Consider the following 14042-nt stretch of genomic DNA (forward strand, 5'->3'; position numbering starts at 1 on the left):
TATGAACAGACGTAACGGGTTATTTACTTTAGATTTTTATGGTTCTTTTTTTCTTAAAAATGCCATTCCTCCTATCTATGAGTCTATAGATTATACCCATAATAATAAGCCTTTTTACGAAAAACCGGAAAAAAATAGTCAGGAAAAAGAAAGCCTGGTATATTACAACAAATTGTTCCCTAAATACATTAATCCTACAAAAATATCTGATGATTATAAACTCAAAAAGCTGGAGCAATCCAAATTAGACGGTTTTGGAATCAATATCACAGGGACCGATAGCATTGAAACCTATTTAACCAATAACATTAAACCCAGTTCCAGATCTCCAATAAAAAGAAAAATTAAGAGGTTGGAATTATGTTTTAAAATTCGGAGCGAATTCTATTTTGGAAAGAATTTATCTAAAGAAACATTCAACAATGTTATACCGGAATTAAAGCGACTGTTGGAACGCAGATTTGCCCAAAGAAACGACAGAAATGAGGCTTTGGAAAACTGGGATAATTATGTTTCGGAAACGTATCAAAGGATTCGCAATAAAGAAGCAATGCTTTATGTAATGTATGCCAATGATACCGTTATTGGCATATCGCTCAATTTTAGCATTAAAGCTATTTTAATAGGGCACATTATTGCCTATGATATCGATTATGCCAAATTTGGCCTGGGTAATACCATAGTTTATAAAATATTGGAATGGTGCATTGCTAACAATTATAGCATACTAGATATGGGTAACGGAGAGATGGAATATAAATCTATCTGGTGTAATGCCATCTATCAATACGACTATCATTTTGTTTATAAAAAAAAATCACTCCCGGCCTATATAATCGCATATATCCAAATAGTAAAAATGAAGTTTAAAAACTTCTTAAAAGTTATCAAGTTCGACCTGGTGTTCAAAACAATTAAAAACAAAATCCAGGGAAGGAAACCACCAGTCTATGCAGTAGCACAACAATTCAAACTAGAGAAAATACCGCCTGATACTAAAGTCCCGGAAAAGTCCGTTAAGTTAGATTTTTTCCATGCTGACACTAATCACATAAGAAAATGGATTGTCGATTTTGTATTTCTGTCAAAAGAATCTTTGGAGTATATTGGTGTCTACAAACTTTCTGAAAGCCATTTTTTGATCAAAGGGCGGAACAATGCCGGACAAATAACGCTTGAGCATTAAATATGAATTGGAATGGTAGATAAACTTGATTTCTATAATACGCTCACCGAAAGGCATAAAGTACTTAGTCTTTACAGCAAACTAGAACTAAATACCTCTGCAAGATGTTTAAGTTTTGAACGAAACGAAGAAGTAGAATTCAGCAAAAATAAAGCTGTTTCTGTAAAGTTATTTCCTTCTTACTTATCTCCTGCTTTTAAGAACGAACCTGAACTAAACATCCTTAAAATACCTCAAAGTAAGATTAACGGATATGCTGTGGTTATTAATGAGAAAACTGATATTCAGAGTTTTTTAAAGGACCAATACAGCAAAAGCTTCAAGCAAAATATTAACCGGTTTGTAAACAGATTGGAAAGCTGCTTTAATATTCAGTACAAAATGTACTATGGCAGTATTACTTCAGATGATTATCAAAAATACATGTTGATGCTACACGACATGCTGGTAACTCGATTTAAGCAACGTAATGAAAAGAATGATATACTGGAAAACTGGCCTTTTTATCTCGATAGCACTTACGATTTAATTAATTCTAAAAAAGCGTCCCTGTTTGTTATTTACAGTGATAACACCCCTATTCATATATGTGTTAACCACCATTTCGACAAACTTTTTTTTGTGTCAATCCCCTCGTTTGATTTAGATTACACCAAATTTGCCCTCGGTAATATTTCTATATATAAACTATTGGAGTGGGCTCTTGATAATGACTATAATCTGTTAGATATGGCCTATGGTGATTTGGAATACAAACGGCGTTGGAGCACTTTAATTTACAAGTTTGATCATCATATTGTCTATCCGAAAAATATTTTTAAAGTAGGTGTTTTGGCTAAAATTGAGTATAACATCATAGCCTTTAAAAATGTCTTAAAAAAATATAGGGTGGATAAAAAAGTGAAGCAATTAAAATCCTTGGTTCGGGGAAAAAAGGCGCAATTAAGACTATCAACCTATTCTACAATAGACAATATAGATTTAAGCCAATTGAAACAATTAACCCCTGTGGATATGAATTCCGAAGAAGGATGTATGCTTAAAAGGCCCTTATTTGATTTCCTTTTTAAACAGAAGGAACATATTTCGAACATCAACCTATTCAAGAATGAATCTGATAATGAATACGTTATAATTGGAAAAAATGCCAATCAAAAAATCAGTATTCAAAACACCTAAAACCTAAAAACTTACGATTTATCGATTTTAATATCTTAAAAAGAAAATTTACAGGATATTTATAGTCCAAATTTAAAACCTTGCTTAAATGGATATTTTAAACGACATATTAGAGCGTAGTAAAGCCATTGAAGAACTTAACGATATTGATCCCAAGATCTTTAAATCTAAATATTTTAACAAAAAGCCTGTAGTTTTAAGAGGTTTTGCCAAAGATTGGGGAGCCACCAAGAAATGGGATTTTGATTTCTTGTTAAATCTGGAATCTGATAAAGATATCGATCTGTTATCCGGTAATTTTATTCAGGATGATAACCGATATAAAAAATCTTCGTTTAAAGATTATATACAGAAACTAAAAGATGCTGAGATTAACAAAGATAATTTCAAAGACTACCTGACAACCTTAGATATCTTTAAAACTTATCCTCACCTTAAAGAGGATATCGATTTTTCCATATTTGAAGGCCTTAATGCAGTTAATGATGTTACCGCGTGGATAGGTCCCGCAGGAACAATTTCGGGTTTTCATGCCGATACCGGAAAAAATATGTATGCTCAGGTCAAAGGACGAAAGATGTTTATTTTGGCCTCTACCAAATTCAACAGTAAAATGTATCCCAGCAGCAAATATATAAATGGTGCTGTTGCCAGTAAGGTAAATATCAACGACATTATTCCGGAGGACTTTCCAAAGTTAAACGATGTTGAGTTTATTAAGGTCATTTTGGAACCCGGCGATGTACTTCATGTACCGTCAAAATGGTGGCATTATGTGCAATCTCTTGATACATCAATTAGTATTAGCGATTTCGGTTTTTCAAAATTTGAAATGTTCAGTATAAAAGCAATAGATTATCTGCATCGTAGAGGCTATTATAAATCTAAAAATTGCTTCTGCTGTAATTAAACCATCCCCCTAAATCCAAGACAAAATGAACCTCCTGAAAAAGTGGTATAAACATCTTATTGTTTTTGTTGTTCTGGCTCCCAACCTATTCGTTGTGGCGTTTGGTATTGAAAGCTTTCCGTTTACTTGTGCTCCTATGTTTGGTCATTATATTGACAACAATACCAATTTGTATATATTTAAATTTGAAGGTGTCAGGAAGGGGATCAAAACGGATCTATCTAATTATTATAACAAGCCTGAGGATTGCTTTATAAGGCACTTTTTTAGTAAAGTGTATGGTTCTGCAGAGGCTATCTCTCCTTTCACACACAAATTAACCGAAAGCCCCGAGGCCTTCAACCAAAGAATGAATGCCTTTTTTGAGGACTATACAGCGTTCCTTAAAAAAGAACACCAAATGACTTTCGACAGAATTGACATTTCAGTTAAGTCTGTTGATCAGAACAGAAACGTTTTAATGGATTATAAAATCTTAGGGAGTTTTATAAGTTCTAACAGCAGTTATGTGTCAGTCTATAAGCCTAAAAATAAATAATAGTGGTAGCTTTAACAAATAAACTAATACAATTAATTAGATACGTCCTTAGCTATCCCTTAAGCCTTATTAGGATTACTCTGCCGGTTTTTATAGGTAAAAAGGTTTATGGGAGTTCAAGTTATGAGTTTTATTTAGAGTTTAATTCAAGCTATATTAATGGCAAAACCTGGTTTCTGGAAATGTTACCAGACTTTGTTTTTAATTTAGATTATAGTCAATTCATTTTTTTCAAATACTTCCTAATTATTGTCATATTATGCTCAAGTATTGGTTTATTAGGAAGGCTAAATTTGTTGATTCTGGCAGGTTATTCATATTTGCTTTTTGGTATAGGAGAAGGTTATGGTATTTTTGACCACCACACTTCGCTACCTGCCCAGGTACTTTTTGCCTTAGCCCTGGTACCGGGATCAATGAAATTATCCGTAGATAATATCTTAGTGACTTTTATTAGGAAAAGAAAAAACCTATTTTCCTATAATCCCACTCCAAAATGGGGGTTTAACCTGGTATTAGCTTTAGTAGCAGTAACCTATTTTACAGCAGGTCTGTCAAAAATCCGATATGGCGGATTAAAATGGATGGATGGTTCTACGTTAAGTTTCTATTTAAAAGAACGTACGGATAACTATGCAAAGCAAGGTGAGGCGCAATTGGTTATTGGAGATGCCACTATGCCTTCTAATAAAAAATGGAAGGATCCTTTTGGTTTTGTTGCCCACACCTATGGTAATTATCAAACTGTTAAAAGCAAAAATGCCATGGCAGACTATGTTGCTAATAACGGGTTCCTGGTTGCACTTTTATCTATTGGTAGTTTATTATTTGAACTATTGGCTTTCATTGTCTTCATTAATTCCAGATATAGAAACATGTTCTTGATTACAGCAATTCTGTTTCATCTATCAATTGGCGAACTTATGGGTATATCGTTTAGGCAGTATAGATTAATTTGTTTATTTTTAATAGACTGGAAACTAATTTTTGATACTGTTATTGGCATAGCGCAACAGAAAAAATTAAAATTGATCAGGGTTAGGTCGAACTAACTAATTAAGTACAATGAAAAAATTAATTGTCAAGTCTATTATTTACAGTGTTTTGATTCTGTTAGCTTTAGAATTAATGGTTCGGGCTTTTCATCTATACCAACAGTACCCTCCCTATATTATAGACGATAAAAATGTTGAAGTAAATGCACCTAATCAAAACGGGTATTACGTAACCGGAAACCGGCGAATGAATTTTGCCGAATACTATATCAATAAATCCGGGTTTAATTCTTATCGTGAATTTGAGCCCACTGCCGATGGTATTGAGGTTGCTTTAATTGGCGATTCGTTTATTGAAGGGTTTCACCAAAACTATTATAACTCTACGGGAAGAAAAATTGAGAACCTACTGGAAGAAAAAGTCCAGGTCTATGAATATGGTTACTCCGGATATGACTTTGCTGACCAGGTGCATTTAATATCTGCTTATAAAGAACAATTTGAGCTAATTGATCATGTTATTATTTATTTAAAATTTTATATGGATCTTGAAAGAGGCACTTATGAACCAAATCATTATAGGGTTGATCTACAGAATTCATTAAGCTTTAGACTACAGGATAATATTAAACTAATTGCTTATGCAAAAGGCATCGGTGTTTTGCGTCCGTTTAGAAACTTAAAGGATAGAATTCTGGGTACTCAAAGAGTACATCGGGAATATATTGATGATCACGCTTCTGAAGAAGACACCAAAAAGTATTTGGACAATTTTAAAACACTTGTAAAAACATATAATATTGATAAAACCAAAACAACATTCTTGTTAGATGGTAAAAAAACAAGTCCCCTGTTTCTGGACTATTGCAATTCTAATGGATATAAGTATGTGGATTACGGACCAACTTTAGACAATTCCAAAACGCCTACAACACTTATTTATGATCAGCATTGGAATAATCATGGCAGGAATTTAATAGCTGAAGTTCTGGCAAAATATATTCGAAATCATTTATCAATTCAATAATTTCAATAGCAATCCCTTCAAATTATTTACCCTTTAACGCTTCTTGCTCTTTAACATAATTGGCTATTACTGTTGCTACCAGCGTTCTTCCTAAATTGTTCCAATGTCTGTCATATATTAAATCTGTGGGTCTGGTAGCTTTTTCAAAAGATTCACCAAAGTCTAAATATTTGTATCCCATTTCATCACAATGATCTAAAAAGAGTTTATTAGTCTTTCTTTTGTCAAACAAAAAAATAGTTTTTTCTTTATCAAATCCATAAGTCTTAACTAAACTTTTAAAGTTTTCCATATATTTAAGCTCTAGTTTTTTCTTGTCAACTTCAGGAGCCTTATAATTATGGTTTCCTTGAGTTAGTCTGCTTCTTATATCTCTAAAACCATCAAAAAGTCCAATGGCATTAGCATATTTGAGCACCCTTATATACCTCTTAATTTGAAATTTGAACGTATGTTTTAAGTTTACTAAATCATGATCCGGTTTTATTTTAGTTCTTCTTAAATCATTCTTAAACTTCATATAAATAAATATGTAGTCTATGAGTTCAAATTGTTCTTTATAAGAATTTATTATGTGAAGCTGATCCGCCATATCATATCCTCCTCTTCCATATTCATAAACCTCTACTTCGTTATTTAGGATAACTTCAATTTTTTTGCCGGTTGAGTCGTAATAATGCTGATTAAAGCCTTCAATATAAGAATCTCCAATTAGTGCTACCTCAATTTTATCTGCTGAAGGAGTAAATTCTCTATAAGAGTTATAACCAAAACTATTTATATTAAACTCTGCAAAGTTTTGTCTTCTGTTACCTGTTACAGAAAATCCTCTTTGTCCCGGTTCAGTTTTTTGTATATCATATTCATCAATAAACAACAGTAAGGGAACATCGTTATATAAATGAAACATGCGTACTAAAATTTCCAATGCTAGTACAATTAGAAAAAAATATATGATGATATTTAAGAAGAACTTCTTCAATTTGACATATTAAAATTGGAAATAGATAAATGATCGATCCACACCATCATCATAGAAAAGCATCATCAATAGGATAATTATAGTATAAGCAACAAATCTTACCCCTTTAGACTTGAATTTAAAAGGAGCACGCGGGTCTTTTCGCATTCTATATTCGTATAACACAAATAATACCAAAAGCAAATAATAATCTATCATTCTATAGCCCATGGGATGATAATAAGTTTCAAATGAAAAATTATTAATCATGTTGCTAATAAAGCCAAAAGCATCTGTGATAGATTCTGATCTAAAAAATATCCTTGAAAATGTAACTATACCAAACGTAAGCAGCATTTGACCAATTTCAATAAATGAAGGAAATATAGAGTTCTCCCCTACCACACTATTCTTATAAATGGTATTTCTTCCCATTAAAAAAACAGGAATAAATGCTAGTGCATGAAATGCGCCCCAGAAAATAAAAGTCCAGTTAGCACCATGCCAAAACCCACTAACCAAAAATATTATGATAATATTTCGTACTGATTTTAGTTTGCTAACTCGGGATCCACCTAAAGGTATATAAACATAATGTCTAAACCATGTTGAAAGTGATACATGCCATCGTTGCCAATATTCAGCCACATTTCGCGAGAAAACTGGAAATTTAAAGTTAGACATTAGTTCAATACCAAATAATTTTGCCGTACCAATAGCTATATCCGAATATCCGCTAAAATCTCCATAAACTTGAAAACTAAACAATGTAACTCCTAAAATAAGTGTTGAAGCCGGATAGGTTGAATAATTAGCAAAAATATCATCAACCATAGGAGCCAAAGCATCTGCAATAACAACCTTTTTAAATAGCCCCCATAAAATTAATTTCAATCCACTCACAGATTGTTCGTAGCTAAAACTTCTTTTATTTAAAATTTGGGAAAGCAGATTAGAAGCCCGTTCAATAGGACCGGCAACCAATTGAGGAAAAAAGCTAACAAAAGTAGCAAATGATAAAAAATCTTTGGTTGGCTGTAGTCGTTTATAATATATATCAAACGAGTAAGACATGGTTTGAAAAGTATAAAACGAAATACCCACCGGCAAAATAATCCTCAATGTCCAGGTACTCTTAATGTCATACCCCAAGACAGAAACCATATCAATCCAGGAATCGACAAAGAAATTATAATACTTAAAAAAGCCTAATAAGCCTACATTAAAAATAACACTTACCCAAAGCCATAATTTCCGAGTTGATTTTTTCTCATTAGAATAAATCCTCTGTCCAACAAAAAAATCAACTAGAGTACTTAAAAAGATTAAAGAAAGGAATCTCCAATCCCAACAACCATAAAAAAAGTAACTGGCAATAAGGATTAAGACATTTTGAGATTTTGCACTTTTTTTAAAGACAAACCAATAAAAAACAAATACTATTGGAAGAAATATAAAAAAATCAAGGGAATTAAATACCATATTTAGAGTTGTCTAGATCTTATTTTATTTACATTCAGTTCTTTAATACTTGCTATAATCCCTTCATCTGTTCACCTAACAAAGCTAAAATCTTAATGGGGCATTCCACTATATTGTCGTTAATTTTTAAATTTTGTGGATTTGTATTTCACAATGAATCACACAAGATGCTCCTCAACCAAATGGCTCTTTAGTGGTATAAAAATGAGAATGCTTACAGTTTTGACAAAAATTATTCCTTGAATTACCATAATAATCTATTATAGGCAAAACCCATACGCATTAAAGGCAAAATTATCTGATTAGTAAGAAAAAACCCGAACAATTATAGGGTTACTCTTATTGGCTCCCATGAATCGGGTAATTAAATTTAGATCCATAAATTACTGCAATACCTCTAAAAATATAAGATTTAACTATTCATCCAACAGAAAGCCATCCGAATCTCGCAAAAAGAAATGCTATTTGAGTACTTAAAATGAATAAAGTTATATTTCATCGAAAAAAAGAAAGTCAAAACAAAAAAGACTTCTATTTTTATGGCCATATTTCATTTTTATGATAAAAAGCCTCAAATCATTAAAAAGTAAAATCCCCTATCAAATTAGATCTTTTTTAAAAAAAGCATTATTGTTTTTTTTAGTTTGGAAAGTACTATACACCTTTTTTTTATTCAACTCTAATCTTGTTGACCGGCCATTAACAGCACATGTAGGAAACGCTTCGGCATTTGTTCTCAATTTTTTAGGGAACACCAAAGACTTTAGGGCTGAAACTATGACTGTTAAAGATTATCATGAAGGAAACATAACTTACCTGGAAGCATCGGTTATTTATCATCACGATAATATTATTTTAAATATAGCGAATGTTTGCAACGGCCTTGAATTAATTATTCTATATATAGGCTTTATTGTTTGTATGCCTTCAAGCTTTTGGCGAAAAGTAAAGTATCTTGTTTTAGGTACGCTTATTATAGATTTTATCAATATTTTAAGATGCGTAGGACTCATATATTTACGTGAATATTACGAGTTGTACTTTGATTTTGCGCACCATTACTTATTTAAGGCTATAGTTTATTCAACAACATTTTTAATGTGGTATGTTTATTCTAGGAAAATTCAGTTAAAAAATGAAACTATATAAATCTGATAAATTACGCTTTATTCTTGGATTAGTTTTTATAATAATTATTTACAGCTGCTATTATGTGTTTTTTGTAGAAAATAGAATTTCAGCATCTTTATCAAAAAGACTCGTACATTTCATAAAGTTTGCAATCACTGTTCTGGTCTATATAATTGGATCAATTCATTTAGGAAAACTAAAAGATCAATGGTTATCAACACTTTGGCATTTTGTACACATATCCGGGTTACTTATAATAACTTCAATTGGGTTGTTTGATTGGTTTATTGCAGACACTAGTTTAAAAGTCAAGTTATTTGCCCGTAGTGTTCAGGAAATGTTAATATCTCCTATTTTATATGTAGGCATGGGATTATTAAATAGAAGCCTTAATAAAGCGTCTAACAAAAATAACGATAGTTTTTCCGGAAAATAAAGTAATAAAAAAGCCCTTATTTAAAGGGCTTAATAACGTTTTACTGTAAACTTTAGTTCATATCATTAAAAATGGAATGCATCAAACGCTTTTTGTCATTAATGCTTTCTTCTAACGAAATCATGGTTTCCGTCCTGTAAACCCCCTCTATATCATCTAAAAGGAATATAACCTCCTTTGCATGCTCCGTGCTTCTTGCCCTGATCTTGCAGAAAATATTGAACTTTCCGGTTGTAATATGTGCAACTGTTACATAAGGAATTTCATTGATCCGTTCTAATACAAACTTTGTTTGAGAGGTATTGTTTAAATATACACCAACATAAGCAATGAAAGAATATCCCAGTTTTTTATAATCCAGCATTAAAGAGGACCCTTTAATGATTCCTGATTCTTCCATTTTTTTTACACGTACATGAACCGTACCTGCAGATATTAATAACTTTTTTGCTATGTCAGTAAAAGGAATTCTTGTGTTATCAATTAACATATCAAGAATTTGATGGTCGATTTCGTCTAATTTAATTTTTCCCATAATTAGCTTTTCTTAGATAAAAGCCAAAAATAATACATTTTTATTAATAATTACGCATAATCAATACGTTTTATTTTGGAATTAATGCGATTTTTTCATTTTTCAATATTACGAAAACGTTTTCGTTATTAATTGTTAGCCTTTTGGCGCCTTCAGCTAACACTTTTTCTCCTTTTGCATCAATTTCACGATGACCATAAACCCCATCCAGCTTCTCAATTTTTTCCACAATTGGGACAAATTCAATATGGTTTTCCACTAATGTTTCTTTAAATTGAATACCTATATCTACCAGGCTATCCTTTGCATAGCCGCTGACATTACGAATGATTATATCTAAAAAACACTTTTCATTTTCAGGGATATCAAAATACGGATCGCTGTTAACACCATCTACATCAACCTTAGCCACATAATCTAGTGATCGCACATACGATATAAAAATGAGTTCCCTTGTATATTCTCTGTCATAATCATGAACGAAATGACCAGCTTCAAATAGTATTGTTGGTGCGTTTTCACTTTGAAACGTATCCCCTACACAGTTTATATTAAATGCATCGTCATAAACACCTACCTGGTTGGGAATTACCTTTTGCAAAGTAGTATTCATAACCCCAATTACTTCCATAGCCACCCTTCTGTTTGGAGTGACAGTACATGCTTTATCCTGGGCAGGAGCTAAAAATGATACAGTGGCCGGCATATTTGTTTTGCCAGCACTGAAAATAGTGCGTTGTCCGTGCAAATTATAACAAAATTGAGGTCTAAACGCTTCAAATGTTTTGCGAAGCACTAAACTCTCAGGTTGTGTTAAATTTTGAGCATCTCTGTTTAAATCCACTTCATTAGCGTTAATCCTTGTATAAGCTTCTGCACCGTCCGGGTTCAAAATAGGGATAATATACAAAGTACAGGCCTCCAAAATATGCTTCAGACTACTTTTATCATCCGAAAAAGAATTTAAGAGATCAAATAAAGCCTTTGTCGTGGTTGATTCATTTCCATGCATCTGAGACCACATCAAAATTCTTTTGTTACCGGTTCCCAATTTTATACCATAAATCGGATTGTTTAAAACCGAATATCCAATAGTTTCAACACTAAAAAAATTACTTAGATTTTTAAGCAAAGGGTCAATATGATTATTGGTAATATACCGACCAAAAAGCGACTTCTCCTTGTAACTTGAAAAGAGCGACTTTATATCTTCAATTTGCATACTTTTTATTTTGGCTACAAATGTAAACATTTACAATTTTACAATTGTAAACACTGTTTTTGATCATTTATCGTTACATTTGTATACAGGAATTGCCCGAAATAACTCAATATTGATGGTGAATTCAATTTTAAATATATAATATTTTTAATTTCAGATAGTTACGATTATTTATATAAAGTTATAAGTTACATAAAATTCAACTTTGTTACTATATATCAGGCATCATATAGTTTTATTTGCTACATTTGTAACACCAAATCACAATACTACTCTATTTACAATGGTAAACACTAAAGAATTTGCAGATAGGTTAAAAAAAGTAATGGATTACTACGGTGAATCCGCCTCTTCTTTTGCTGAAAAAATCAGTGTACAGCGCTCCAGTATTTCACATATATTATCCGGAAGAAATAAGCCGAGTTTAGAATTTGTTTTAAAAATACTTTCCTCCTTTCCCGAAGTTGAATTGTATTGGTTATTAAACGGCAAAGGAACATTCCCTGCTTCTCAAAGAACTTTAGATTTAAAAAATGAAACACAACAAGTTATTCCTGACGAAAAAACAGAAACAAAAATTAATTCTGAATTAGATGACAACAAAACCATAGAGCGTATTGTTATATTTTATTCTGACGGAACTTTCAAAAACTTTCAGAATTAACCCATTCTTTAGTAGTTTTGCCTGAAACTACCTTTTATGCGCTTTCAGTACCTCTTATTTTTTATCCTTTTATTTAATTGTTACCATACAGAACGAAACTGTAATGACTTTAAAACCGGAAAATTTTACAGCGAAGTTACCATCAACGGCGTTGTTTTTAAATCTGAATTCAAAAGAACCGAAAACCTTCAGGTAGAAGTTTATGATAACAAAGTAGATTCCTCCCAATTACGCTGGATAAATGATTGTGAAGTGATTTTTAGAACCATCAACCCGAAAAACATGGCAGAACAAAAGGATGTTCATTTAAAAATACTAACAACTACCGATAGCTCTTATACTTTTGAATATTCCTATGTGGGTGAAACCAAAAAACAAAAAGGGATTGCTTATACTGCTAAATAATTCAGTATAAGGGATAAAGAAAAGATTCTACTAATTTGAATTTTAGTTCTTTATCATCTGTAATTTCATAAGTTAAAAAGATCTCACCCCAAAATTCACCATCTGAAAAATCGGCTATGATCCACTTATGATTTAACATTTTTATAGTGTTAATCATCATTTTGCGCCCTTCACTGGAGTCATAAGGCACTAAGGGATGTTCGCCTTTTGCTTCATTCAACTTATACAATTCGTCTTTTATAAAAGGAATTAATTCGTCTACTTTATAACCGTCTCTTTCAAAATAACTTATAGCATCTTCATTTCTGTCTAAATTGAAATGTGATACATCTAAAAAGGCATCTTCCAATACATCTAAAGAATCTTTATACGCTTTGATCTTTGATTCGTTTTTCTCCAGCTTACTATTTAAATCCTCAAAAACACGTTTGGAATTTACATATTGAAACAGCACCAAAAGTGTTGAAAAAATAAACAGATACATAAAAATTCTTTGTTTCATTTCTATAAAATTTCAAAAACCATTGCTAATCTAATTCGTATTATTTCGATTGGCAATGGCTTTAGTTTGCCAAATGCCCATTGTGGGCTTAAATTGTTATTTGTAATTCATCATATGCCAAAAATACATTTTCCGGCAATGTTTTTTCTACTTCGTCATGAAAACCCAATAAATGACTAATATGCGTTAAATACGCTTTTTCAGGGTTTACTTTCTTTATGAACTCCAGAGCTTCCTCTAAATTAAAATGAGAACGATGCGGATCTATACGTAAAGCATTAACTACTAAAACCTTTACATTTTTAATCTTTTCAACCTCTTTGTCTTTAACGGTTTTCATATCAGTTAAGTATGCAAAATCATTAAACTTAAATCCAAAAACCTGCAACCTATCGTGTTTTCCGTTTACAGGTATAACCTTTAATCCGCTTATTTCAAAAGGCTCATTTTTAATCCTGTTTAAAATAACGGAGGGAGCTCCGGCATATTTGTTTTTTGTTTTAAAAACATAATCGAATCGCTTCTTCAGCGAATTTAAAACACGCTTATGCCCATAAACCGGGATATCTCCTTGTCTGAAATAAAATGGCCTGATATCATCTAAACCCAAAACATGGTCGGCATGTTCATGGGTAAACAAAATACCGTTTATTTTTTCAACACCGGCCCTAAGCATTTGATATCTGAAATCCGGACCACAGTCAACAACATAAGTATACGCATCCCATTCAACCAAAACAGAGACGCGTAATCTTCTATCTTTAGGATTGTTGCTTAAGCAGACAGGGTGTTTGCTTCCAATTATCGGAATACCTTGTGATGTACCGGTACCTAAAAAAGTAACTTTCAATTGCGTTAAGATTTGCACA

Annotated in this window: 16 protein-coding genes; 10 read left to right on the forward strand and 6 right to left on the reverse strand. The window is 32.0% G+C overall.

What is annotated here, in order from left to right:
- The first annotated feature begins 1 nt into the window (after position 1).
- From Q0983_RS14590 to Q0983_RS14615, 6 genes are all read left to right on the forward strand, one after another.
- Entirely contained in the window at positions 2–1186 is a 1185-nt protein-coding gene (locus Q0983_RS14590; protein WP_299554814.1) for a GNAT family N-acetyltransferase, read from the forward strand.
- Between the two features lie 12 nt (positions 1187–1198).
- Complete coding sequence (locus Q0983_RS14595) at positions 1199–2365, forward strand: GNAT family N-acetyltransferase (RefSeq protein WP_299554817.1); 1167 nt, start codon at positions 1199–1201, stop codon at positions 2363–2365.
- A gap of 88 nt (positions 2366–2453) precedes the next feature.
- The gene (locus Q0983_RS14600) at positions 2454–3275 is read left to right on the forward strand and encodes a cupin-like domain-containing protein (protein ID WP_299554820.1); all 822 of its coding nucleotides are present in this window, start codon (positions 2454–2456) and stop codon (positions 3273–3275) included.
- Between the two features lie 25 nt (positions 3276–3300).
- Entirely contained in the window at positions 3301–3813 is a 513-nt protein-coding gene (locus Q0983_RS14605) for a hypothetical protein (protein ID WP_299554823.1), read from the forward strand.
- A 2-nt stretch (positions 3814–3815) separates the two neighbouring features.
- Positions 3816–4865: a hypothetical protein gene (locus tag Q0983_RS14610; RefSeq protein ID WP_299554826.1), complete on the forward strand. Its 1050-nt coding sequence runs from the start codon at positions 3816–3818 to the stop codon at positions 4863–4865.
- Positions 4866–4878: 13 nt separating this feature from the next.
- Positions 4879–5835, forward strand: a complete 957-nt coding sequence (locus Q0983_RS14615) for a hypothetical protein (RefSeq protein WP_299554829.1) — start codon at positions 4879–4881, stop codon at positions 5833–5835.
- A gap of 22 nt (positions 5836–5857) precedes the next feature.
- On the opposite strand, the gene Q0983_RS14620 is transcribed toward Q0983_RS14615, so the two are convergent.
- A complete protein-coding gene (locus tag Q0983_RS14620; RefSeq protein WP_299554832.1) occupies positions 5858–6763 on the reverse strand; it encodes a hypothetical protein in 906 nt (301 codons plus the stop codon).
- A 63-nt stretch (positions 6764–6826) separates the two neighbouring features.
- On the reverse strand, positions 6827–7870 hold the full coding sequence (locus tag Q0983_RS14625; protein ID WP_366141010.1) for an MBOAT family O-acyltransferase: 1044 nt from the start codon (positions 7868–7870) through the stop codon (positions 6827–6829).
- Positions 7871–8908: 1038 nt separating this feature from the next.
- Here Q0983_RS14625 and Q0983_RS14630 point away from each other — a divergent pair.
- Positions 8909–9427, forward strand: a complete 519-nt coding sequence (locus tag Q0983_RS14630; RefSeq protein WP_366141011.1) for an exosortase/archaeosortase family protein — start codon at positions 8909–8911, stop codon at positions 9425–9427.
- Positions 9414–9845 carry a hypothetical protein gene (locus Q0983_RS14635; protein WP_299554841.1) on the forward strand — a complete coding sequence of 144 codons (432 nt, stop codon included), beginning with the start codon at positions 9414–9416 and terminating at the stop codon, positions 9843–9845. The genes Q0983_RS14630 and Q0983_RS14635 overlap by 14 nt, the downstream gene beginning before the upstream one ends.
- A gap of 52 nt (positions 9846–9897) precedes the next feature.
- Here the strand turns inward: Q0983_RS14635 and Q0983_RS14640 are convergent, their stop codons facing one another.
- Positions 9898–10380, reverse strand: a complete 483-nt coding sequence (locus Q0983_RS14640; RefSeq protein ID WP_116039934.1) for a winged helix-turn-helix transcriptional regulator — start codon at positions 10378–10380, stop codon at positions 9898–9900.
- Between the two features lie 70 nt (positions 10381–10450).
- Positions 10451–11632, reverse strand: coding sequence for a M14 family zinc carboxypeptidase (locus Q0983_RS14645; protein ID WP_299554853.1), 1182 nt, complete (start codon positions 11630–11632; stop codon positions 10451–10453).
- A gap of 253 nt (positions 11633–11885) precedes the next feature.
- On the opposite strand from Q0983_RS14645, the gene Q0983_RS14650 reads away from it, so the two are divergent.
- Together Q0983_RS14650 and Q0983_RS14655 are read left to right on the forward strand one after the other, a co-directional pair.
- A complete protein-coding gene (locus Q0983_RS14650) occupies positions 11886–12266 on the forward strand; it encodes a helix-turn-helix transcriptional regulator (RefSeq protein ID WP_299554856.1) in 381 nt (126 codons plus the stop codon).
- Between the two features lie 36 nt (positions 12267–12302).
- A complete protein-coding gene (locus Q0983_RS14655) occupies positions 12303–12671 on the forward strand; it encodes a DNA topoisomerase IV (RefSeq protein WP_299554858.1) in 369 nt (122 codons plus the stop codon).
- A gap of 1 nt (position 12672) precedes the next feature.
- Here Q0983_RS14655 and Q0983_RS14660 read toward each other — a convergent pair whose 3' ends face one another.
- The gene (locus Q0983_RS14660; protein ID WP_299554861.1) at positions 12673–13173 is read right to left on the reverse strand and encodes a hydrolase; all 501 of its coding nucleotides are present in this window, start codon (positions 13171–13173) and stop codon (positions 12673–12675) included.
- An 88-nt stretch (positions 13174–13261) separates the two neighbouring features.
- Positions 13262–14023 carry an MBL fold metallo-hydrolase gene (locus tag Q0983_RS14665; protein ID WP_299555042.1) on the reverse strand — a complete coding sequence of 254 codons (762 nt, stop codon included), beginning with the start codon at positions 14021–14023 and terminating at the stop codon, positions 13262–13264.
- Positions 14024–14042 lie beyond the last annotated feature (19 nt).

Origin of the sequence: Seonamhaeicola sp. (assembly GCF_028281565.1) — a bacterium.
Classification (GTDB): Bacteria; Bacteroidota; Bacteroidia; order Flavobacteriales; family Flavobacteriaceae; genus Seonamhaeicola.

Coding starts and splice junctions, on each gene's coding strand:
- Q0983_RS14590 (WP_299554814.1), top strand. CDS start 2: ATGAACAGACGTAACGGGTTATTTACTTTAGATTTTTATGGTTCTTTT.
- Q0983_RS14595 (WP_299554817.1), top strand. CDS start 1,199: ATGGTAGATAAACTTGATTTCTATAATACGCTCACCGAAAGGCATAAA.
- Q0983_RS14600 (WP_299554820.1), top strand. CDS start 2,454: ATGGATATTTTAAACGACATATTAGAGCGTAGTAAAGCCATTGAAGAA.
- Q0983_RS14605 (WP_299554823.1), top strand. CDS start 3,301: ATGAACCTCCTGAAAAAGTGGTATAAACATCTTATTGTTTTTGTTGTT.
- Q0983_RS14615 (WP_299554829.1), top strand. CDS start 4,879: ATGAAAAAATTAATTGTCAAGTCTATTATTTACAGTGTTTTGATTCTG.
- Q0983_RS14625 (WP_366141010.1), bottom strand. CDS start 7,870: ATGTCTTACTCGTTTGATATATATTATAAACGACTACAGCCAACCAAA.
- Q0983_RS14635 (WP_299554841.1), top strand. CDS start 9,414: ATGAAACTATATAAATCTGATAAATTACGCTTTATTCTTGGATTAGTT.
- Q0983_RS14640 (WP_116039934.1), bottom strand. CDS start 10,380: ATGGGAAAAATTAAATTAGACGAAATCGACCATCAAATTCTTGATATG.
- Q0983_RS14645 (WP_299554853.1), bottom strand. CDS start 11,632: ATGTTTACATTTGTAGCCAAAATAAAAAGTATGCAAATTGAAGATATA.
- Q0983_RS14650 (WP_299554856.1), top strand. CDS start 11,886: ATGGTAAACACTAAAGAATTTGCAGATAGGTTAAAAAAAGTAATGGAT.
- Q0983_RS14655 (WP_299554858.1), top strand. CDS start 12,303: ATGCGCTTTCAGTACCTCTTATTTTTTATCCTTTTATTTAATTGTTAC.
- Q0983_RS14660 (WP_299554861.1), bottom strand. CDS start 13,173: ATGAAACAAAGAATTTTTATGTATCTGTTTATTTTTTCAACACTTTTG.